Annotated in this window: 20 protein-coding genes; 7 read left to right on the top strand and 13 right to left on the bottom strand. The window is 65.2% G+C overall.

What is annotated here, in order from left to right; all coding sequences use genetic code 11:
- Nucleotides 1–2: 2 nt before the first annotated feature.
- Nucleotides 3–1007: a LacI family DNA-binding transcriptional regulator gene (locus WBN73_RS09335; protein WP_337340146.1), complete on the bottom strand. Its 1005-nt coding sequence runs from the start codon at nt 1005–1007 to the stop codon at nt 3–5.
- A gap of 129 nt (nt 1008–1136) precedes the next feature.
- Here WBN73_RS09335 and WBN73_RS09340 point away from each other — a divergent pair, with 129 nt between their 5' ends.
- The gene (locus WBN73_RS09340) at nt 1137–2390 is read left to right on the top strand and encodes a D-arabinono-1,4-lactone oxidase (protein ID WP_337340145.1); all 1254 of its coding nucleotides are present in this window, start codon (nt 1137–1139) and stop codon (nt 2388–2390) included.
- Between the two features lie 5 nt (nt 2391–2395).
- Here WBN73_RS09340 and WBN73_RS09345 read toward each other — a convergent pair whose 3' ends face one another.
- From WBN73_RS09345 to WBN73_RS09360, 4 genes are read right to left on the bottom strand one after another with little or no spacing between them, the layout of a single operon-like run.
- The gene (locus tag WBN73_RS09345; protein ID WP_337340229.1) at nt 2396–4159 is read right to left on the bottom strand and encodes an acetyl/propionyl/methylcrotonyl-CoA carboxylase subunit alpha; all 1764 of its coding nucleotides are present in this window, start codon (nt 4157–4159) and stop codon (nt 2396–2398) included.
- Between the two features lie 7 nt (nt 4160–4166).
- Entirely contained in the window at nt 4167–5876 is a 1710-nt protein-coding gene (locus WBN73_RS09350) for a 5-oxoprolinase/urea amidolyase family protein (protein WP_337340144.1), read from the bottom strand.
- Between the two features lie 6 nt (nt 5877–5882).
- Entirely contained in the window at nt 5883–7232 is a 1350-nt protein-coding gene (locus WBN73_RS09355) for an MFS transporter (protein WP_337340143.1), read from the bottom strand.
- Between the two features lie 49 nt (nt 7233–7281).
- Nucleotides 7282–8040, bottom strand: a complete 759-nt coding sequence (locus WBN73_RS09360) for a LamB/YcsF family protein (protein WP_280625357.1) — start codon at nt 8038–8040, stop codon at nt 7282–7284.
- Nucleotides 8041–8149: 109 nt separating this feature from the next.
- On the opposite strand from WBN73_RS09360, the gene WBN73_RS09365 reads away from it, so the two are divergent.
- On the top strand, nt 8150–8848 hold the full coding sequence (locus WBN73_RS09365; protein WP_207595627.1) for a GntR family transcriptional regulator: 699 nt from the start codon (nt 8150–8152) through the stop codon (nt 8846–8848).
- Here the strand turns inward: WBN73_RS09365 and WBN73_RS09370 are convergent, their stop codons facing one another.
- A complete protein-coding gene (locus WBN73_RS09370; RefSeq protein WP_207595626.1) occupies nt 8849–9574 on the bottom strand; it encodes a LysR family transcriptional regulator substrate-binding protein in 726 nt (241 codons plus the stop codon).
- Between the two features lie 33 nt (nt 9575–9607).
- On the opposite strand from WBN73_RS09370, the gene WBN73_RS09375 reads away from it, so the two are divergent.
- Nucleotides 9608–10057: a DUF5997 family protein gene (locus WBN73_RS09375; protein ID WP_280625351.1), complete on the top strand. Its 450-nt coding sequence runs from the start codon at nt 9608–9610 to the stop codon at nt 10055–10057.
- 52 nt (nt 10058–10109) lie between these two features.
- Here the strand turns inward: WBN73_RS09375 and WBN73_RS09380 are convergent, their stop codons facing one another.
- Nucleotides 10110–10493: a VOC family protein gene (locus WBN73_RS09380; protein WP_207595624.1), complete on the bottom strand. Its 384-nt coding sequence runs from the start codon at nt 10491–10493 to the stop codon at nt 10110–10112.
- A gap of 100 nt (nt 10494–10593) precedes the next feature.
- On the opposite strand from WBN73_RS09380, the gene WBN73_RS09385 reads away from it, so the two are divergent.
- The 4 genes from WBN73_RS09385 (at nt 10594) to WBN73_RS09400 (ending at nt 14266) form a co-directional block, all read left to right on the top strand.
- Nucleotides 10594–11157 (top strand): hypothetical protein, encoded by a 564-nt coding sequence (locus tag WBN73_RS09385; RefSeq protein WP_280625343.1) that lies wholly within the window; start codon nt 10594–10596, stop codon nt 11155–11157.
- Nucleotides 11158–11268: 111 nt separating this feature from the next.
- Complete coding sequence (locus WBN73_RS09390) at nt 11269–12387, top strand: FecCD family ABC transporter permease (RefSeq protein WP_207595622.1); 1119 nt, start codon at nt 11269–11271, stop codon at nt 12385–12387.
- Complete coding sequence (locus tag WBN73_RS09395) at nt 12384–13205, top strand: ABC transporter ATP-binding protein (protein WP_337340142.1); 822 nt, start codon at nt 12384–12386, stop codon at nt 13203–13205. Before WBN73_RS09390 ends, WBN73_RS09395 begins: the two co-directional genes overlap by 4 nt.
- 41 nt (nt 13206–13246) lie before the next feature.
- Nucleotides 13247–14266: an ABC transporter substrate-binding protein gene (locus WBN73_RS09400; protein ID WP_337340141.1), complete on the top strand. Its 1020-nt coding sequence runs from the start codon at nt 13247–13249 to the stop codon at nt 14264–14266.
- A gap of 53 nt (nt 14267–14319) precedes the next feature.
- Here WBN73_RS09400 and WBN73_RS09405 read toward each other — a convergent pair whose 3' ends face one another.
- From WBN73_RS09405 to WBN73_RS09430, 6 genes are read right to left on the bottom strand one after another with little or no spacing between them, the layout of a single operon-like run.
- Nucleotides 14320–15981 carry an amino acid ABC transporter ATP-binding/permease protein gene (locus tag WBN73_RS09405; protein WP_337340140.1) on the bottom strand — a complete coding sequence of 554 codons (1662 nt, stop codon included), beginning with the start codon at nt 15979–15981 and terminating at the stop codon, nt 14320–14322.
- Nucleotides 15978–17723 carry an ABC transporter ATP-binding protein/permease gene (locus WBN73_RS09410; RefSeq protein WP_337340139.1) on the bottom strand — a complete coding sequence of 582 codons (1746 nt, stop codon included), beginning with the start codon at nt 17721–17723 and terminating at the stop codon, nt 15978–15980. Before WBN73_RS09410 ends, WBN73_RS09405 begins: the two co-directional genes overlap by 4 nt.
- A complete protein-coding gene (locus WBN73_RS09415) occupies nt 17710–18858 on the bottom strand; it encodes a hypothetical protein (protein ID WP_337340138.1) in 1149 nt (382 codons plus the stop codon). Before WBN73_RS09415 ends, WBN73_RS09410 begins: the two co-directional genes overlap by 14 nt.
- Nucleotides 18858–20249 carry a YcaO-like family protein gene (locus WBN73_RS09420; protein WP_337340137.1) on the bottom strand — a complete coding sequence of 464 codons (1392 nt, stop codon included), beginning with the start codon at nt 20247–20249 and terminating at the stop codon, nt 18858–18860. Before WBN73_RS09420 ends, WBN73_RS09415 begins: the two co-directional genes overlap by 1 nt.
- On the bottom strand, nt 20246–21355 hold the full coding sequence (locus WBN73_RS09425; RefSeq protein ID WP_337340136.1) for a CocE/NonD family hydrolase: 1110 nt from the start codon (nt 21353–21355) through the stop codon (nt 20246–20248). The genes WBN73_RS09420 and WBN73_RS09425 overlap by 4 nt, the downstream gene beginning before the upstream one ends.
- The gene (locus WBN73_RS09430) at nt 21352–22080 is read right to left on the bottom strand and encodes a hypothetical protein (protein ID WP_337340135.1); all 729 of its coding nucleotides are present in this window, start codon (nt 22078–22080) and stop codon (nt 21352–21354) included. The genes WBN73_RS09425 and WBN73_RS09430 overlap by 4 nt, the downstream gene beginning before the upstream one ends.
- Between the last annotated feature and the right edge of the window lie 54 nt (nt 22081–22134).

Consider the following 22134-nt stretch of genomic DNA (forward strand, 5'->3'; position numbering starts at 1 on the left):
TCCTAGGGCTGCGTGGTGCCTCGATGGTGCAACTTCCATGGCGAAGCAATCCGGATTCCCTCCGCTGGCGTCACACCCGCCAAGCGATCAAGCAGCATCCTGACCACCTGCTCAAAAATGGGGTCCGGACCAACAGTGGTCAGGGCCGGGTCGTACTCCTGGCCCTCAGTCGAGTTTCCTACGCCAACAATCTGGATATCCTCAGGGACCCGCAGGCCCAGGCGGTACGCGGCACGGATGGCTTGAAGCGCTTCCATGTCGTCCGTGCAGAAGATGGCCGTGGGCCTGTCCGGCAGTTGGAGTAGTTCCACCGCTGACCGATACGCGGTGGCAGGGTGGTGCTGCGACGTCCTGACCAAGGACTCATCCAGGGGTATGCGAGCCTTCTCCAACCCGGCAGCATAGGCGGCAAAGCGGCTCTTGGGCCGTCCAGCTGGGTCTGCCCTGCGGATGCACGCGATTCTGCGGTGGGATCTGGTGAGGAATTCCATGCACTCCGCGAGCCCTTCATCGGATTCGGGGGCCAGGACATCAAACCCGGCGGGCTTCATGGTTCCGGAGATCACTACTTGGGCGACGCCGCGGCGAGCCAGTTCGGTGACGGTTTCGTCGGCTGCCTTGGCCTCGGGGAAGTAGCCGATGATGACACCATCGGCGCCCCCGGACATCATGAACTTCCGCCAATCGTCGCCCAGCAGGATCACCGGTTGGTACCCACGCTCCGGGAGGATCCGGGCCGCCGCCGTGGCGAGGGCGCGGTCCCATGGCCAATCGAGGTTCCCGATAGCCACCGCCACCACGTCCGTCTTCCCCCGACGCATGCCTCGCGCGGCCTGATTGGGCACGTAACCGAGCTCCTTCACGGCCGCCAACACCCGGTCCTGTGTGGGTTGGCTGATCCGCGTTGTCCCGCCGTGACGGCCGGAAAGCACGTAGGACACAGTGGTCAGCGATACGTCAGCCGCCTTCGCAACGTCCCGGATGGTGGGCTTGGATCCCTGGCTCACGTGCAGCTCCTGGTAGACAGCGGGTTTCTTGAACTCTATCGGCAAGGGCTGGACACCCCTTGACTCAATTAGTTGTGAACGTTAACAATTTATGGACGTCCGTATAACGCCAGATGGGAAGATCCTTCAATGAAGAACTGGGCAGGAAACCTCGAATACTCCTCCGCGGAAGTCCACCGCCCCACCTCGGTGGCTGAACTGCAGGAGCTCGTGGCGAACGCAACCAAGATCAAGGCCCTCGGCTCCAGGCACTCCTTCAACACAGTGGCAGACACGGACGGCACCCACATCCTCCTCGACGCCCTCCCCCAGGAAGTTTTGCTGGACGTCGCGAAGGGCACGGTCAAGGTCAGCGGCGGCATCAGCTACGGCGCCCTGGGTCGCGCGCTCGAGGAGCAGGGCTACGCCATCCACAATCTTGCTTCGCTCCCCCACATCTCCGTCGCCGGCGCCATCCAAACCGGCACGCACGGTAGTGGGGTCAACAACCCCTCGCTGGCTGCCGCCGTCGTGGGTGTTGACCTGGTGCGCGCCTCCGGCGAGCTGGTGAGACTGACAGCGGACGACGACGAATTCCCCGCCAGTGTGGTGGGCGTGGGAGCCCTTGGCATCGTCACGGGACTTGAGCTGGCAGTCCGCCCGAGCTACGAGGTCCGGCAGCGTGTGCTCACCGGGTTGTCGTGGGAAGGTGCCTTGGCGAACTTCCAGGCCATCGCATCCAGCGCCTACAGCGTCAGCTTCTTCACGGATTACACCGGAGACACCATCCCGCAGGTCTGGCTCAAAGCACTCGACTCCGAGGCTCCCCTGCCGGACCTCTTTGGAGCAACAGCGGCGACCGCGGCCATGCACCCCCTGCCGGACATGTCGGCCGAAAACTGCACCGAGCAGCTGGATGTCGCTGGAAAATGGCTGGACCGCTTGCCGCATTTCCGCCACGAATTCACACCGAGCAACGGTGAGGAGCTGCAGAGCGAGTTCCTTCTGCCGCTGGACCAGGCGCCTGCTGCCTTGCAGGCAGTCCGCGCGCTTGCAGGCAAGCTGGCGCCGCTCCTGTTCATCTCGGAAATCCGCACCATTGCCGCTGACGAGTTCTGGCTCAGCCCGTTCTATCAGCAGCAAAGTGTGGCGCTGCACTTCACGTGGAAGCCCCTCCAGTCTGACGTGGAAGCAGTGCTCCCGGAGCTTGAGGAAGCTCTGCGTCCGTTCGGCGCACGCCCGCACTGGGGCAAACTCTTCACACCCGGGCAGTACGACTTTGCCGCGCTCTACCCGCGGTTCAAAGACTTCCGCGCCTTGGTTCAGGCGAACGACCCCACAGGTAAGTTCCGCAACAGCTTGCTGGACAGCGTGCTGGGCATATCAGCGGCGGCACACGCCTAGCGGAGCTACTGGATGTGGGCCAGCACGGCGCCAGCGGTGACAACTCCGCCCGGTGCGGACAGGACCTCGGAGAGCGTACCAGTCCGGTGGGCGGGAACTTGGGTTTCCATCTTCATGGCTTCAAGGACCACCAAGGGGTCACCCGCGGCGACTTCTTCACCGGGTTCCACCAGCCACTTCACTACTGTGCCGGCCATGCTGGAGACGAGCGCGGATTCGGCTTGAGAGTCCACGGCACCGGCGGCAGAACCCGGCCAACCCGTCACGTCTGGCGCGGCAGGAAGGCCTTGCCCTGATCGGGCCCAGCCGTCCAGCAGGTCAGCCGGTAATCCCACGGCGAGGCGTCTTCCGTCCACATCGATGGTGATGGTTCTGCGCGCACCTTCCGGGGCCACCACGTTGTACTCGGGATCCACCGGGATCTGGTCCGCGAAGTCGGTTTCGATCCATCGGGTGTGGACCCGCATTCCGGCAATGGACGTGAAGTCTTCGGATTCCAGAACCGCGCGGTGGAACGGCAGAACGGTGGGGAGGCCGGTGATGTTGATTTCGGCAAGGGCCCGGCGTGCGCGGCGGAGTGCCTGCTGGCGATCAGCTCCGCTCACGATCAACTTGGCCAGCAGGGAGTCGAACTGCGGCGCCACCAAGGAACCGGACCGGACACCGGTATCCATTCGGATGCCGGGTCCCGTCGGGGCTTCGAACAACGCAACGGTGCCCGGCGAGGGAAGGAACCCGCGCCCGACATCCTCTGCGTTGATGCGGAACTCGAAGGAGTGTCCACGGGCAACGGGGTCCTCCGTGATGCTCAGCGGCAGACCGGCAGCAATGCGGAATTGCTCCTGGACAAGGTCAATCCCCGCAGTCTCTTCCGTAATGGGGTGTTCGACCTGAAGGCGGGTGTTGACCTCCAGGAAAGCCACGGCCCCGTCAGCTGAGACCAGGAATTCCACTGTCCCGGCACCGTAGTAGCCTGCTTCGCGGACAATGGCCTTGGAGCCCTCGTAGATTTGCTTTCGCTGTTCGTCGCTCAGGAAAGGCGCCGGAGCTTCTTCCACGAGCTTCTGGTGGCGTCGCTGCAGGGAGCAGTCGCGGGTTCCCACCACCACCACGTTGCCGTGGATGTCTGCGATGACCTGCGCCTCCACGTGCCGGGGCCGGTCGAGGTACTGCTCCACGAAGCACTCGCCGCGACCGAATGCAGCCACTGCTTCACGCACTGCGGAGTCGAAGGCTTCCTCTACTTCGGCGAGCTCACGAACCACTTTCAGGCCGCGGCCACCGCCGCCGAAGGCCGCCTTGATCGCAAGGGGGAGTCCGTGTTCCTCGGCGAAAGCGCGGGCCTCTGCCGCAGACGACACCGGGCCGTCGCTGCCGGCCACCAAAGGTGCACCGGCGCGGACGGCGATATCGCGCGCCGTGATCTTGTTGCCCAACTGGCGAATCGACTCCGGCGACGGGCCGATCCACTTGAGTCCGGCGTCGAGCACTGCTTGTGCAAAGTCAGCGTTCTCGGACAGGAAACCGTAACCGGGATGGACGGCGTCAGCGCCGGATTCCTCGGCAACATGCAGTAGCTTCCCAATGTTCAGGTAGGTATCAGCCGGCGAGTTGCCGCGCAGGCTGTAGGCTTCGTCGGCAGCACCAACGTGCATGGCATCTGCGTCGATGTCTGCATAGACGGCGACTGACTGGATGCCGGCGTCGTCGCAGGCTCGGGCGACGCGGACTGCGATTTCGCCGCGGTTCGCGATCAGGACCTTGCGCATCACATACTCAATTCTCTGGGGTCTTGGTAAACGTCGTGGTGAAGTCCGGCGCATCCGGAACGAGGCGGAAACGGATCCGTCCGCCGATGGGAACCTGGGCAGCGAGGTCGAGGTGTTCGTCACGCACCACGCCAATCACCGGATAGCCGCCTGTGATGGGGTGGTCCGCCAGGAAGAGGACGGGCAGCCCCGCGGGTGGAATCTGAAGGGCGCCGGCCATGGTGCCCTCGCTGGGGAGCTCGCCCTCACGGGTGCGCCGCAACGGGGTCCCGTCCAGGCGCATGCCCACGCGGTTGGACTGCGGCGTGACCAGCCAGTCCTGGCCGCAGAGGGAATCAAGCGCTTCCTGGTCGAACCAGTCGGCACGTGGTCCGGGAACGACGTCAAGTACCGTGACGCCATGGCCGGCGAGCCCGGGGAAATCCGGTTGGAGCTCTGGGCTTCCCACGGCTGTGGATGCGGTGTCTTCACCAGCCGGAAGTTCCTGGCCGACTGCCAAAGGAGCAGGACCAATCCCGGACATCGTGTCAGCGGACCGGCTGCCCAGAACCTCAGGGACATCAACGCCGCCACGGATCGCCACATAGTTTCGGAATCCCGACTTGGGAGCCCCCACCGTGAGCACTTCGCCGTCGAGCAGTGCGAAGGGCGCGCCCATGGGGACGGTCCGCTGAGCGCCGGGCTGGACGTAGCCGTCGTCGTCGGATCCTTCAGAATCAACCCACGACGGCGACTCGATGGTCAGCGTCGTCGGCGCACCCGCCACGGCAATCACTTGGTCGCCGATTGCTTCGACCGTGAGGCCGCCGTTGACGCTCTCAATGGCCGCAGCCGACGAAGCGTTCCCCACCAGTCTGTTGGCGCGGCGCAGCGATGCCCGGTCCAAAGCCCCGGCAGCAGACACTCCCAGCGGACCGAAGCCCCGGCGGCCGAGGTCCTGGACAAGGCTCAGCGCCCCTGGATTCAGTATCCGAAGACCGGACTCAGTGTGGCGCTCCTTGTCGGAGCCGCCGGCCTGGGAGTCTCCGGCTGAGGTATCCCCTGCCGGGTGTGCGCCGGCTGTCACAACCTCGCGGACGGCCTTGTAATGCACACGGTCACCGGGGCGGACCAAGGCAGGCTGTGCACGGTCAAGGTCCCACATCCGCGCCCCGGTCCGGCCTATCAACTGCCAACCGCCTGGTGAACTGCGGGGATAAACGGCCGAGTATTGGCCACCAAGGGCTACAGATCCAGCGGGGACAGCTGTCCTCGGGGAAGAGCGGCGGGGAACCGTGAGTGCTTCATTCTCGCCCACCATGTAGCCGAAACCTGGTGCGAAGCCTGCGAAGGCAACGGTCCAGATCTGGCCGGTATGGGCGGCTATGACGCCGTCCACGCTCAGGCCGGTGAGCTCCGCGACGTCGGCGAGGTCGTCGCCGTCGTATACGGTCTCGATGACCACCAGCCCGGAGTCGGTGACTTCCGGAGCCGTGATTTCCAGCTCGAGCAACCGGGTGCCGATGGCGCGGGTGGCCGCTGCGGACTCGCCCACTACCATGACAGTTTCGGCGGCGGCAAGAACGTCCACTTGTCCCTGCAGCGGGGACTTGTTGAGCATGTCCTGCAGGGCCAATACGTCCTGCAGCCCATCCAGTTCAGCGAGCACGGCACGGGTACCGACAGGCCTGACAGAACGAACCCTTTTTGCGGTGGCTGTGTGCATCACGGTTTCCATTTTTCGCTACGACGCCGGCTGAGCGTGCGTCCCCTGCATCAAACGGACGTCTTCTTCCGGTTTGGGGTCGCGACCGAGGAGCATGCCAACGATCGTCACAACAGAAGCGACGAGGATGTAAACAGCGATCAAATACCAGCCGCCACCTGCTGCGCCGTAGAGAGCGGTGAAGATGATGGGTGCAACGGCCCCGCCGATCACACCGGCCAAGGTGTACGCCAGCGAGCTGCCGGCGTAACGGAGGCGGGCCGGGAACTGTTCGGTGATGAAGGCCGCCTGAGGTCCGTACATGAAGGCGTGCAGGGCCAGGCCGATGACCGTACCGACGGTCAGCATGGCTACGGACTTGCCTTGGATCATCAGGAAGAACAGCGGGATATAGGCGGCGGTCGCAGCTGCAGCGATGCCGTAGACCCAGCGTCGGTTGAAGCGGTCCGTCAACGCGCCGGCCAACGGGATCAGGAAGAGCTGGAAGGCGGAGCCGATCAGGATGGCGGACAGGACGTTGCCCGTTGTCATGCCCAGTTCCTTGGTAGCGTAAACGGCGACGAACACCGTGAACAGCGCGTAAAGGATGTCAGGGCAAACTCGGGACAGGGCTGCGGCGACCAGTGCCTTGGGCTGCGTGGTGAAGACTTCCTTGATAGGAGCCTTGGGACGATCACCGTGGGCCTGGATGGCCTTGAACACCGGAGTTTCTTCGAGCTTGAGCCGGATGACCAGGCCGAACACCACCAGCAACGCGGAGGCAAGGAAGGCTACGCGCCAGCCCCAGGAGAGGAAGGCCTCTTCGCTCAGCGAGGCGGCCAGGATGGCAAGGACACCATTGGCCATGAGGTTACCGGCAGGCGGGCCGATCTGTGCTGCGGAAGACCAGAAACCCCGCTTATTGGGATCGCCGAATTCGCTGGAGGGCAGTACAGCCCCGCCCCATTCGCCGCCAACGCCAATGCCCTGCGCCAGGCGCAGCAGGACGAGAATGGTGGGAGCCGCGACGCCAATCACCGAGTAGTCGGGCAAAGCGCCGATCAGGACAGTTGCGACACCGATCAGGACGAGCGTGAAGACCAGGACGTACTTGCGGCCGATCTTGTCGCCCAGTCGGCCGAAGATGACGCCGCCAATGGGTCGGGCCAGGTAGCCGACTGCGAAGGCCGAGAACGAGAGCAGCAACGCGACAAATTCGTCATTGCCGGGGAAGAAGATCTTGGGGAACACGAGGGCCGAAGCCACCGAGTAGATGGCGAAGTCGTAGTACTCAAGCGAGGTGCCGGTGAGGCTGGCGACGTACGCCTTGATGGCGCCGGCCGGTGGCTTCCTTGTCACGGCCTTGGCTGCCTTGTTGGTGCTGGTCATGGTTTCCTCCGGGGGTGAGGGATGTAGTGCTGGGCCTGAATGGAACGGATTAGAGGAACGAGCCGACGGTGACGCCGGCCTCGCCCAAAGCGGACTTCACTGCGGTGGCCATTGCAACGGCCCCCGGCGAGTCACCATGCACGCAAATGCTTTCTGCGCGGATTTTCAGGATGGAACCATCAATGGTCTTGACGGATTGTTCGGTGGCCATGCGAAGGACGTGCTCTGCCACTTCAGCCGGATCATGGAGAACGGCGCCCGCCTGTGAGCGGGAAACCAGCGTTCCATCCGGGTTGTAGGCACGGTCGGCAAAAGCCTCGGCGACGCCTCGAAGACCTGCTTCTTCGGCGAGACGCAGTACTTCGGACCCCGGGAGGCCGAGAATCGGGAGGTTGGGGTCCACCGATTTCACAGCTTCGACGACGGCACGGGCCTGGGCCGTGTGCTTCACGATCGCGTTGTAGAGGCCACCATGGGGCTTCACGTACTGGACGCGTGCACCGGCGGTGGCCGCCAGAGCCTGCAGGGCACCAATCTGGTACACCACATCATCCGCCAGTTCCCTGGGGTGGATGTCCATGAAGCGGCGACCGAATCCAGCGAGGTCGCGGTAGCCAACATGGGCGCCGATGACGACGCCGGCCTTCGCCGCCTTTTCGCAGGTGCTGCGGATGACGCTGGGGTCCCCAGCGTGGAATCCACAGGCAACGTTTGCACTGGAGACCGACTCGAACATGGCTGCGTCATCGCCGAGCGTCCAGCGCCCGAAGGACTCTCCGACGTCGCTGTTCATGTCGATGATTGCCATGATGTGATCCCTGCCTCGTGATGTGCGTTACATCTAGAATGCCTCAATCTGTTGGATTGTTCAACAATCCAGCGATCCGAGTTTTGGGCAATCGTGTAATTTTGGTGTCATGGCCAGTGCAGATCAGGAAAAAGACGGAACCGCTGGCCTTGTCAGCGCGCGGGCCCGGGTCCGCATGAGAGTTCCTTCCGTTGCCGAAAGAGTCGCCGAAGAGCTGCGCTACCAGCTGGCCGAAGGTTTCCTGGTCCCGGGGGCCAAGCTGACCGAAGCCACCATTGCCGAGGATCTGGGCGTCTCCCGGAACACGGTCCGCGAAGCATTCGCTGAGCTGGCCGGTGAACGGCTGCTCCTCCGCCAGCCCAATAAGGGCGTTTTTGTTGCCACCCTTGAAGCAGGCGACATTCACGACGTTTACACGGTTCGCCGTGCGATTGAGGTCAGTTCCATCCGGGCGGGCGGTTCACCCGAACGCATCGCCGCCGTCAGGGCCGCCGTCGACGAGGGTAAGCGGGCCGCGGCAGCCGGGGACAACGAAGGCTTGGGAAGTGCCAACCAGCATTTCCACGGCGCGATTGTTGCCCTCGCCGAGAGCAACCGGCTGAACACGATCATGGCCCAGATTCTGGCCGAGATGCGCCTCTACTTCCACAAGGCCACCCTGAATGCTCACTTCTACAGCGACTGGCTCACGGAAAACGAGCGCATCTGTTCAGCGCTGGAGGCTGGTGAGCTGGAACGGGCCGGCGACCTTCTTCTGGCCTATCTCAACCGTTCAGAGCAGCAACAGACCGCAATTCACGGCGCGTAGCTAGCGCTTGCCCTTCTTGCGCGAACCTTTGCCCCGGCCCTTGTCAGGATTAGGGGCGTAACGCTGCGCGACTGCAGGCTTCCTGGGGCCTCCCCCGCGGCGGTCGGGCTTGGGTTCCTTCTTGGGCTTCTCCTGCTGGGCCGAGGGTTGGCGTGAACTCTGCGCGGTCCGCCCACGCACAATTCCAATGAACTCCTCGATCACGGGACTGTCGGTTCCAACCAGCCAAGCCAGGCCGATCTGCGTCCCGGGAGCGCCGGTCAGGCGGCGCATGACGGTGTCCTTGGCGTTCAAGTGCCGTGCAACTGACATTGGCAGGATCGCCAGCCCAGCACCGGACGCGACAACCTGGAGGGCCATGTCCGGCCCGCCCATTTCCTCAATGTCGAGGAAGTTCTCGTCGGAAAGATCTTCAAGGGCCACCTCTTCGAACACGGAGATCTCGTGCCCCTTGGGAGCGACCACCACTGGCTGCTCTTCATAAAGAGGGATGACGTTCAGGCCTTCACGGTCCACAGGCAACCGAACAAAGCTCAGGTCAGCGGAACCGTCATGCAACACCGAAACCTGGGCGTCGTCGTCGGACATGAACGAGTGCAACGGAAAGTTGGGCATGCGCTCTTCCCACCGTCGGATCCATTTCCCAGGGGTCACACCCGCAACGTAGGCGAAGCGGAGGCCGGCAAGGGGCCCGGTTGTTTCGGCGGAATCTTCAGCGTCTGGCACACACTCACAGTACCGGCCAGATACCCTTGAAGCATGACGTCCTCGAACTCCCAGTCCATGAAGCCGGCAACAGTTGCCAAGAAACTCGGCATCTACCTGCCCGCTACACCCCAAGAGTTCCAGGATTCGTCCATCACCCGTGACGAATTCGCCGAACTCCAGGCCAATCCCCCGGAATGGCTCGCCGAACTTCGCCGGAACGGCCCGCACCCCCGCCCGGTCGTCGCGCAGAAGCTGAACGTCTCCATCAGCGGCCTCGCCCGCGGCGGCGTTGAAGATGCGCTCACGACGGCGGAAATCACCGAGCTGCTGCAGGCTCCGCCGCAGTGGCTGGTCACCGAGCGCGCCACCCACGCTGCCGTCCGCTCCGAAGCCCAGCGGGTCAAGGACGAAGCCGCCAAGAAGGCCGCCACCAAGGAAGCCCGGGACAACGCCGCCGCAAAGCGCGACGCCCCGAAGACCTCCAAGCGCGACCACGCTTAAGTCTGTCTGAGTTGTGGCCGGGACCAATGGTCCCGGCCACAACTGTTTAAGCTCAGTCTTGGTGAAGCTGAATGAAGTTGCCGCACCCGTCGTCGAAAACCGCACTGACGCCTGAGGGATCCTCGGTGGGCTCGCCTTGGAAGGTCACACCGGCAGCCAGCAAGCGCTCGTACTCGGCCTGGACATCAGGCACCCCGAACGTAATGGCCGCCAGCCCGGACTCGTGCAGGGCGTTCATGTAGTTCGAGGCGATGGGATTGTCGCTGGGTTCCAGCAGCAGGCCAGGCGACGTGCTGTTGTCCGCTCCGGGATCCTTGATGATGAAGAGGTTGTACTCGGGCATGGCCATCAAGGTCTCGAAACCCAGCGTCTCCGTGTAGAAAACATGGGCTGCTGCCGGGTCTTTGACGTGGATGCTGCACATTTTCAGTCTCATGGTGCCTAGGCTACGCCCCGGGGCAACATGACCCCTCGCGCCAACGCGGGCACTGCCGCATACTGAAGGCAAAGCAGCGAATTCGCCTGGAGGTGGTCCGATGCCCGCCATGATGCTCCTGTGGGGTGTTGCTCTGGTTCTCGCAACCGCAGCAACCACGTATGTCCTGCACAGGAAACTGACCTACGGCCGCGGCGCGGAGCCGGACGGGCTTTTTTGGGACGTGTTCGGCGGGCTCGTCGTGGTGGCGCCCGCCATCTTGGTCCCCGCGGTGCAATGGCCGCCGGCAGGGCTCATCATGATTTCCATCGGCCTCGCCACGGCGGCAGCAACCTTGGTCAGCATCCGCAAAGTGGAACGGATCCACGCCGCCGAGCCCCGCCGTCGTGCCGGTTTTGCCGACGACGCCGCCCGCCACGAGTACGTCCTGGAGCAGTGGAGCCGGTATGAACTGGACCCCGCACGCACCATCGATTTCCCCGCCATGACGGACGTGAGGTCAGCGGAGACTGCTGCGCTCACCCGGGCCATGCGGGAGGCCGAATACTGCAAGGTGACGGCTGGAACTGACTACCGGGCCGCCGTCGAACGCCTCGCAGAGGCGCTCGAAGAAGCTGAGCGCGCTGCAGGGGTCCCCGCTGCCGGAGTGCCCGCGCCGAGGTAACACTCAACAGCAATCCCACCGACAACACGGGCACTGAGTACCAACCCGGCAACCACATATATGCGAATCATTCTCATTTAAGATAGTGTCAGGGCGTGATTGGACTCCTCCATGACCGCTGACCTCGAACGCCCAGTCAGCGGCAACCGCCCCGCCCCATCAGCCGGCCCCGCCCGCCCACGCAGGTCAGTGCTTGAACGGTTGCTGACACCAATGTTGGTGCTCGGAATCGTTGTGCTTCTGGTGGTTTCGGGCAGCACCGGGCCGCTGCAAACAACGTTTTTGGAATCGCTGCGGATCATGGCCGGGCACTTGATCCCTGGCCTGCCATGGATGTCGGACGGCTCGCTCACCGTGTCCCAGGACCAAGCCGTGTGGAGCTTCCGGCTCCCCCGGGCGCTCCTGGCCGGCATTGCCGGGGCCAGCCTCGCGCTGGCCGGAGCCCTGCTCCAGGCGAACGTCCGCAACCCACTCGCCGAGCCTTACATTCTGGGTGTTTCAGCCGGGGCGGGAGTGGGAGCCGTTCTGGCCATCGTGGCAGGCTCGACGGCGGTGGGCGGGCTGGGCTTGAACGCGTCGGCATTCGCGGGAGCTGCGGCGGCGACGGCCCTGGTGTACTTGCTCGCGAAACAGGATGGCGTGATTGCACCCTCCCGGCTCATCCTGGCAGGCGTGGCGTTGGGCTCACTCCTCTCCGCGATCACCAACTTCCTGACCATCACCACCGACGCCCAGAACGTCTACAGTGTGCTGTTTTTCCTGTTGGGCAGCGTTTCCGCAGCCACCTATCCGCAACTGCTGCTGCCGGGCGTGGCACTCGTGGCCATCAGCGTCTTCGCGATGTTCCGATCCCGCGCGCTGAACGCCTTCCTGGCCGGCGACGAAACGGCCACGGCCCTGGGCGTCAACGTGGAATCGCTGCGCCGGACCCTCTTGCTGGCCACGGCGTTACTGACTGCCACCACGGTTGCCGTGTGCGGCGGCATCGGATTTGTTGGCTTGGTGGTGCCGCACGCCGCGCGCATGCTGGTGGGCTCCGATCACCGCCGCATGCTGCCCGTCACCATCTTTGGCGGGGCCCTTTTCCTCATGCTCACTGACCTGCTGGCCCGCACGGTGGCGCAACCGGCCGAGATTCCCTTGGGCATCCTCACCGCTGCCGTCGGAGCGCCCTTCTTCCTGTGGCTCATGCGCGGCAACGGCGCTGTACGGGGTGGCATCAAACGATGAAGGTGGAATTCCTCAACGTCAGCATCGCCCTTGGCGGCACTCCGGTGGTTCACGACGTCACTTTTACTGCACCCAGCGGCTCCGTGGTTGGCATTCTGGGGCCCAACGGATGCGGCAAATCCACTCTTTTGCGTGCCCTGTACCGGGTGAACAAACCCACCTCGGGGACCGTCACCATAGGCGGCCGGGATGTCCGCGCCCTTACCTCCCGGCAGGCCGCGCTCCGCGTGGCCGTGATGGCCCAGGAATCCAGTCAGGACTTTCCCATGACGGCCCGCGAGGTTGTGATGCTGGGCCGCGCCCCGCATCAGCGCGGGTTTGGTGCGGATTCAGACCGGGATCACCACCTCGTCCACCAAGCAATGCTCGACGTCGGAGCCTCCTCCCTGACGGACCGCTACTTTGCGGGGTTGTCCGGCGGGGAAAAGCAGCGGGTCCTGCTGGCGCGGGCACTCGTTCAGGAAGCACCGGTCCTGGTCCTGGATGAACCTACCAACCACCTCGATGTCGCCTTCCAACTGGAGCTCATGCATCTGGTCACTTCGCGGGGAAGGACCGTGCTGGCCGCCCTGCATGACATGAACCTGGCGGCTGAATTCTGTGACCAGGTGGCAGTGCTGCAGTCCGGGCGGCTGCAGGCTTTCGGTCCGCCGTCAACGCTGCTGGACTCCCAACTGGTCCGCCGCTGCTTCGGTGTTGAATCCCGGACGCTGGAGCATCCTTTGACCGGGCGGGCGCTGATCGCCATTGCAGCGAAGACGCCGGAACAGACGCCCCCACCCAGCCAGGATGCGGACTTCTCCGCCGCCCGCCATTGAACGTACCCATCACCCGATACAACCCAACTGGAGGCACACACATGAAGAAATCCACCCTGCCCAAAACCGCTGCGGTCCTGAGCGTGATGACACTCAGCGGAATGCTGTTGTCCGGCTGCGGTCAAGCAGTCAGCCAAACACCTGCCAAGGAAAACGCCGGTGTCGCCGCGCAGCCCGCGGGAGCAATCGAGAACTGCGGCCGCACCCTGACCTTCACCTCCGTGCCCCAGCGGGTGGTGGCCATGACTCCCGGACAGTCCGAGCTGTTGGTGAAGCTGGGCGCCGCGGACAAGGTAGTGGCTGAGGCACAGAGCAAAGGCAGCGAGCTGCTGCCGGAACTTAAAGAGCGCGGTAACGTGCAGCAGTTGAGTGATCAGATGCCGCCGTCGCGCGAAGTCCTGTTGGGCGCCAACCCCGATTTCGTCTACTCCCCCACAGCGTATGAATTCACTGCCGAGCAGGGCTTTGCGAGCATCGAACAACTCAAAGCTGCAGGCGCTGAGTCCTACATAGCAACGGCGGGCTGCATGGAACGCCGGAGCAAGGCCGAGGTCAAGGACATCCTCACGGATATCGAGAACATCGGCGCTGTGGTTGGCGCGGGTGAGCGTACGTCAGCCGTTCGGACGGAAGCAGCTGAGATGCTGGCTTCGGTTGCATCAAAGGTGGAAGGCAAAGAGAAGCCCACCGTGGTGGAGCTGTTTGTTGAGGGGAACTCCATTGCGGCCATCGGGGCGGGAATCGAGTACGACATGATCAAGACTGCCGGTGGCGAGAACCTCTTCAGCCCGTCCGATGAAGCCTTCGCCACGTTCTTCTCTGCCATGATCTCTCCAGAGACACTTGTACAGAAGAACCCCGAGGTCATCGTGTTCACCACCTTGGACAAGGCCCACGAGGACGCCACCCGCACCTTCCTTCAGGAGAAGTTCCCTGAGGTAGACGCAGTGAAGAACCAGCGATTGGTGGCCGTCGACTCCGATGACGTCATGCCCGGAACCTGGGGCAACCTCCGCGCCGTGGAGCAGATCGCCAAGGGCCTCCACCCCGACGCGTTCTAAGCCCTCCAATTCCCCCGCCCGAGAGGACGGGCGGGGGAAGCGGGAGCGGGAAGCTAGCCCAGCTGCACCCGCCGGTGGCATGCGGCCAGGGTGGACTCCCTGTGGGACACGGTGATTACCGTGGTGTCGCCGGCGATTGCAGCAACAGCCTCCACCAAGGCACGCTCCGAGGCAGGGTCCAGGCTGGCTGTGGTTTCATCCAGCACCAAAATCTTCGGCTTGATCAGCAGGGCCCTCGCCAAACAGAAGCGGGCACGCTCACCACCGGACAGGCTCACCCCTTGCTCGCCGATCACAGTATCCACGCCATCCGCCCATCGTTCGCCAGCGAGCGGAAGCCCGGCCAGGTCCAAGGCTGACAGGACGTCGGCTTCAGTTGCCGTGGGCTGGGCCAGGCGCATGTTGTCCAGGACGGAACCATGGAAAACCGGGGCGTCCTGCTCCACCAACGTGACCATACGCCGGAACGACGCCTCGTCCACGGCCCAGGCGTCCACGGACTCCCCGCTGCGCGACACAAGCGAGATACTCCCCGAATCCGGCACCCACAGGCGCACCAACAACCGGGCCAACGTGGTCTTTCCTGCACCGGATGGGCCGCTGATCCCCACATGCTCGCCGGGCGCCACGGACAGGGACGTCGCGCGCAAAGCCGGCGCGCCGTCGTCGTACGTGAACTGCAGGTTCCGGACCTCCAGACCCAGCGGCCCTTGGGGGTTGAACTCCACGAGGGGCCCCGAAACTTTTGCGGCCGAGGGCAGGCTGATGCCCTCCCCAACGCGCTGGGCGCTGGCACGGTGCGGCTGGAGCTGGGTTACGGTGGCAACGCCCTCGGCCACTGGAGCCAGGAGAGTCAGAGTGCCGGCAACCAGGGCGGGCAACCATACAGAATCCAGCCCGGGTTGTGAGATGGCGGCGACGAAGACCGCCACCACGGTGCCCAGGACACACAGCTCGCGCAAGGACGTTGCCAAGGCAAGGAAGGAATTGAGCTTGCGCTGGCCGGCATCCACTGCCAGGCTCTGTTCCTTTAGTTGGCGTTGCGCGTGCTCCCGCAGTCCGAAACCCAGGATCTCGCGGGTGCCGGCCAGCAGGTCCACGGCGAGTACCGACACCCCGGATCTGGCCTCCTGCACCCTCGCCCCCAGCACGGCGCCCCGGTGCAATCCCGGGAGCGTCACCGCCACCAGCGCCACGAACCCCAGCAGCAAGGCCACGGCCAGGCCCGGCCCCAGCGGCCACACCGCAGCCACCCCGGCCACGAACAGCACTGCGGAGCCAGCCAGCTGGGCAACCGTGTGGGCGTAGAAGAACTCCAGCTTTTCAACATCGCCCATGGCCGTGGCGGCGAGTTTTCCGGTGTGCTGGTCCGGCGTGCGGGAAGGGACGCCGCGCGCGAAACCGTCAAAGAGCGCCATGCGCAGCGCGGCCAGGATCCGGTACGCAATGCTGTGCGAGATGTCCATCTCATGCCACGTCAGCACCGCCCTGAACACCACGGCCGCCACCCCGGCGACCCACCATTCGGCGGCTGCGGGCTCTTGCCTCATCACAGCCAGCGCCACAACGTAGGAGCCCACGACAGCAAGGACAATGAGGGCCAGGTTGTTCAGGATGCCCACAACCGCGGTCCACACGATCCCTGCCCACTCGCCGGACATGTGCGGAACCAGGCCCAGGAGCGGGTTGCGGGGTGTGCGTGCGGTGAGGCTCATAGCGTGGCTGCTTCCTGTTGCTGTGTGTGGAGTTGGCCGTCTGCCAGGCGGAGTACGGTGTCCGCGGCAGCGAGGGCCTCGGGCCGGTGGGCGATCATGAGCACAATCCGGCGTCCGGCTTCGCGGCGAAGCCCCTCCAACACCTGTCCTGCGAGCTCGGTATTGAGGGCGGACGTTGGCTCGTCCAGGAGAAGAACCGGCCTGTCCACCAGGAGTGCCCGTGCAATCGAAAGCCGTTGGAGCTGGCCTCCCGAGACGGATCCGCCCCCTTCGGACAGCACAGTGTCCAGCCCGTGGGGCCACTGCCGCAGATCGTCTGCCAGGCCGGCAATCTCCACGACACGCTGGATTTCCACCTCCGTAGCTGCAGGCGCCACCACGCGGAGGTTCTCCCGGATGGTCCCCGGAAAGAGGTAACTGCGCTGTGAGACCACGCTGACGTCACTTGGGCTGAGTGGTTGACCGTCCAGGCGGATGCGGCCCTCCCCCGCCGGCAGGAAACCCAGCAGAAGATCGAACAGTGTGCTCTTCCCCGCCCCTGACACCCCCGCCAGCGCGGTGAGGCCGCCGGGCTGGATCTCCGCCGACGCATCCCGCAGAACCCAGGGGTCCGCAGCTGAGTATCGGAAGCTCACGTTCTGCAGAGTGAGACGACCGGGAGGCACGACGCCGGGGCGCATCCCGGGCGCGGAAGGGTCTCCTTGCGCGGAACGCGCCTGCCCCTCGCCCGTCAGCGTGCTATCGCCGCGGGCGTCCGCGCCTCCCGCCGCGTCAATACTGCCCAAGGCCGAGAGCCCCAGATACCCGGCATGCCATTGCCGTGCAAGATCCCGTACCGGCCTGAAAACTTCCGACGAGAGCATCAGCAGGAAATACGTGATCGCCGCAGTCTCCGGTCCGGGCAACGGCCGCTGCCCCAGCGCTGCGTATGCGGCCAGCGCGGCGGCGGCCAGCATCCCTGACTGGATTCCGAAGTCCGCCAACGCCGTGTCCACCAGGGACGTGCGCATGGTGGACACGGTTGCTTTATGAAGCTCTTGGGACCTGTTATGGAGCCGCGCCCTGGTCCGGGGAACCGCGTGAAGGATCTTGAGGGTCCGCATCCCTTGAAGGGCCTCCAGGAAGTCGGCACTGAGTGCCTCGTAACTGTCCCAGTGCTGCTTTCCGCGTTTCGCCAAGGCCTTTCCCCAGAGCTTCGGCGCACCAACAGCCACGGCCACGGCAAGGGCCAAGGCGAGTGCCAGCAAGGGATTCAGGCACGCGATCCAGACAAGAAGCGCGGGCACCACTATCTGCAGTTGGAAAGCGTGGGGGATGTACTGGCTGATGTAGCTGTCCACTCCGTCCACACCTTCGCTCAGGGCCAGCCGCCGGGCTCCGCCGCGGTCCGAGGTATCCCTGAGTCGTTCGGGCTGGAGCAGGCTGTCGGCCAACTTCCGTCGTACCTGCAACCGCACCCCGGAGCCCAAAGAACTGGCAAGCCGGGCGTGGAACTGCTGGATCACAAGGCGCCCCAGGCCACAGGCGAGAACCCCGGCAAGGTAGGGAGCCAGCGGCACGTACGTGCCGCCGTCGGGGTTTCCGGGAACCCGCACCAGAACCACCAGCGCCGCCAGGGCCTGAGCCAGGAACCACGCCTGCAACCAGTAGCTCGCCGTGGTGACGCAGAGCAGGGCTGTCACTCCAGCCAGCCGGCCGCGGTGCCCACCCGTCATCTGGAAGAGCCTCTTATTGACCAGCATTCGCGGCCCTTTCGTGGTTTGTGGTGAGTGGTTTCCGGATTGCTACGCCCAGCCCATGGAGTGTGGTCCAGCCGCAGCGGGAGCCGGTCCAACCGCCCACCGGACGAAATTCCAGGGGCAGGTCCGCGCCAAGCGCGGTGTAGAGGATATGAGCGGCCAACGTGGCGGTCCACCACATGGCAGCCGGGGTTGGCGTGCCCAGGATCTCGAAAACCAACAGGGCGTCGAGGCTCCTGACCCAGGACTGCCCGGCACATCGATCGGCCAGTTCCGGATCACGGAGCGACTCCGCGGACAGGACCCGGGCACGGCAGGACGAAGGGGCTGGCTGCGGGAAGGAAAGGAGGGAACGGTCCAGGAGTTCCCCAACCACCCGGCCTGCGTCGGCGGCCGGGCGGGCACGCAAGCGGGATAACCCACAGCTCCTGCGGGCAGCCAGCTGCGCCTCCGAAACCCCGGCGATCCGGTCATGACGGGGCTGCTGGCACCTCGCCGGGGACACTCCCAGAGAGACCGTAGCCAGCCCGAACTCCGGAACAGAGCCGGGCCAAGGGCGGGGTGCCACGGCATCCCACCGGGCGTCCACACCCCGGGCAGCGGCATGGTGAACCAAGGCCACCGCCGCGTAGGCAGTATCCGCGATCAGCAGCGGACCCGCACGGTGGTGGTACTTTGCCAGGGTGCGCTGCGGCAGCACGGTCAGCACGACGACGGCGCCCCGCGCGGGTGCCCGCAGACCCCCTTGGGGTGGGGTACCGTCGTCGTGGTTCCGCAGGCGGAGCAACTCACCGCCGCTGCCGTTGAAGCCGGTGCCGTTAAACACGTATGTTCCGGGCGGCACGTCGCAGCCTTCCCCGCAGAGGACCCGCAGTTGCACCGGGTAGCACCCGCCGGCCGACGGCACTGGGCGTTTCCGCACCTTCCCGGGCAGGCCGGTGGCGGGATTCGGGTGGAAGTCCTCGCTCCACCAGATGGCCCGCAGCATGGCAGCCACCGGGAGCCCATCATGCCGCGGGCTCTCAACTGTGCCGGACGCCGGGGAACCTTGAGGGCCGGGCGGCTGCACGGGACCGGGAACCTCGTGGCTCCAGGCGCGGGCAAATCCTGGGGCTAGGAGTACGTGGGGGACGTCCATTACATGTGGGGAGGTGGGGTGAGGGTGAAGTCCTCGGGCAGGGCCGGCGCCGTTTCACGCCACCCGCGCTCCAACGCCGCTGTGGTGAACCTGGGGCAGCCGAGGTAGGCGAAAGCGGCCGGCGCGTTGGGGACCAGCCCTCCCACCACGGCGCGGACAACACTCAGGCCGGTCGCCGCGACGTCGGGAGTGGTCAGTTCACGGGTATAGACGGTGTGGCCGGCCGATTCCAGCCGCCTGTAGAGCTCCGGCATGGACACGTCATCCACGGCAGCAATGTCCACCAGCCCACCTGCGGGCTTGGTGAAGCGTTCCGCGAGGACGTGTGTCCGGGGATCAAGCCACACCTGAACATGCGCACCGAGGTCGCGGACTGAACCGAATCCGGGCCCCACGTCGTCCAGGTATTGACGGTCTTCACGGTGTTCCAAGTACAGCCCCTTGGCCATGAGCCCTGCCTCCACCGCTTGGAACACCCAACCATCAGCGTCGGTGGCACCTTGGGAGTAGATCCACGTGTGGACAGCCTCCAGGACTGCCTTGCGTGCCGCTTCAGCGGGTTCGTTCTTGCAGGAGAATCCGGCGGCGTACAGCCCCGTGTCCGGATCGAACACCAGGGCCGCCATGCAGGGTGCGAACTCACTGGGCATTTCCACCACCCAGTACTGCAGCCGGCAACCGGCCATGGCGTCCACCAGTCCGGGAACACTCTCCGGCCTGATACCGCGGGTGGGACCGTCCAAATGCCACCACAGTTCCAGGGCGTCGCGTTCGATGGTTTCCAGCACCGCCCTGTCCGTGGCATCAGCGCGGCCCTGCCCGGTGGCGATCCCCGCGTAGTTCAGATGATGGATCCGCGGGAGGTCACGGAAGCGCCGTTGCCGCCAGTTCAGGAGGGTAAGGCTCGCAGGAAGCCACACCTCCGAGCTGTCCGATTCCCGCCTGCATGCTGTCCACAGCGCGGGAGTGTCGGCGTCGAGGTCCCGGTAGGGGAATGCCGCACGCTCCAGCTGCCAGTCCGCGAATCGCGGCAGTTGTTCAAGCCCGACGGCGGCCCGGCCTGACGCCGTCAGCTCATGGGCCGTCCCGGTGAAGTAGTGGTGGTCCGGGAGGTCCGCGGGAATGAAGTTGCCGCAGTACCGTTCCATGCCTTCGGCGACGGCCGCGATCCAGGCTTGTCGGCTGTCGCCGAACGTGGTGCCCAGTGAAACGCGGTCGGCGGGCCAGTCTCCCAGCCACCGCGCGTTCGATACCTCCGCGGTCATGGACGTGTATGCGGGTGGGGCGTTCTCCGGGGTGAGAACGGGACGGACCCTGCGGATGATCCCTGTCTGCTCGTCCACCAAGGTGTGCAAGGGAAGCAGGCCCAGGGTTTCGGCTGTTGTGGTCATGATTCTCCGTGGTTGTTCAGGTGGTGCGGCAACGTCTCGGGGGTCGCAGGCGCCCAGTGCCATGTGTGTGGCTGGTCGCCGGGTTCCCACTGGAGGACTGGTGGGCGGCGGTCTCCAAGGGGCCCGGGCTGGGCGCCGGTTGGATCCCAGCCGCTGGCGGCAGCCAGAAAGTCCTTGATCCGGGCCATCAGGCCACCCTGTTGGCGGAGTGCTGCGGCGGCTCCGGCGCCGAGGTCGTTGGCGAGTCGGTGTCCCCATGGTCCCCAAAGGGTTTCCACCAAGGTCCGCGGTGCTGCGCTGCCCCAGGCCCTCACCAGGTTCGCAGCTTCGGCAACAAAGAAGTCCCGTTGTCCCGAAATCATCAGGAGCGGCGTGTTCAGCTGGCCATAAAGGGCGTGAAGGTCGGCTGGTGTGGCGTCCCAGAGCCGCTTCCAACCAGCGGTGGACCCCGGACCATACGTGGCGTCATCCATGAGGTTGTGAATCATCCAGTCCATCCCGCGCTCCTCAGCCTGCCGGTATATCCGCCGGAGCTCTGCGGCAGGTAAAGGGTGGCCGGACTCCTTACCGAAACCGTGCTGGTGCCACCAACCAATCCGGTCCCGCAGGCGCGGTGTGCCATCGGGTTCTCTGGCTGTTTCGCAGAGGCCCAGCGCCGGCACCATCGCCACCACGGCCAGGGGTTTGGGAGCGGCTGCCACCGGACGCCGTGTTTCCTCCGGAGCCCGTTCCTTCTCCAGAACCCGTGCTGCTTCAACTGCGCAGTGGGCATCATAGGAGGCTCCAGCCAGAATGAGGGGGCCCCTGAGCAACCCGTTCCCGGCGAGGTAGCGGACGGTTGCAGCTCCGTCCGCGCCCTCCTTGTCATAGGGATTCCATGCGCCGGCGGACCCGTAGCGCCCCCTGACGTCCTGTACCACTACGTCGTATCCGGCACGGCACCAGGCGTGGGCTTGGGCCGCGTACTGGGTCCGGCCGTAGGGTGTCCGGATCAGGACCGCCCCTTGGGCTTCCCCTTCCGCCGGTGCGCGGTAGTGGTCTGCGGTGAGCCGAACGCCGTCGTCAGCGGTGATGTCCAGGTAATCCGGGGCAGTGGCGGGTCTCATCGCAGCGGGGCCCGCAAGCCCTCGCCCAGGCTGGCGGGTTCCGGGAAGGGCAGAACGGGATGTTCGCTGGCTGCCAACGTCAGGGTGTCCAGCCGCCAGAGCGTACGGCGGTGAGCGGCAAGTGACGGCGAATTCCTTTGCCAAGCGGTGATGATGGTGAGCAGTCTGGCCGTGAGCAGGTCCATGGCTACCCCTTGGGGAGCGAAGTCCGCGGCAGCAGCGGGCGTATCCAGCCAGGCCCTCAGTTCGGCGGCGGCCGGTGAGGCTGCGAGCCTGCGCCGGAGTACCTGCCACCCTGTTGGGTCTGCCGGTTCAAGAGACAGCGGATCTACGAAGACCAGGTCGCCTTCTCCGTAGAAGCGGAGCACGGCCGCAGGGCCCCCCGGCGCCTCAAAGCGGTTCCGCTCGGCGGGCGTAGCTGCCAGGTGGAGGAGGAGTCCTACGGAGCCGGGCTCCCTGTCGTCACCCGCCGTCAGGTCAACCCCGGCCTCGTGGAACACCGGCAGGAGTGCGGCAGCAACGGGTTCGGGGGCTACCAGCCCGATTCGCTCCCGTCCGGCGAGGGGACGCGCACCAGCCTGGCGGCGTTGCAGCAGTTCGTCGCTGATGCCTGTCGCCAGGTTCTGGCCACTGCCTGCCGAGGGTGGGAGATGAAAGAAGGCGCCGTCACCGCTGCGGATGGTTGATCTTCCCGCGACGTCAAAGCTGTCTATTGCGGTGCCCATGGTTCCTTCCAAGAGTTGCGGGGGTGGAGCTAAGGGGGTGGGCGCGCCGGCGCC

The organism is Paenarthrobacter sp. CCNWLY172 (assembly GCF_037402035.1).
GTDB lineage: Bacteria > Actinomycetota > Actinomycetes > Actinomycetales > Micrococcaceae > Arthrobacter.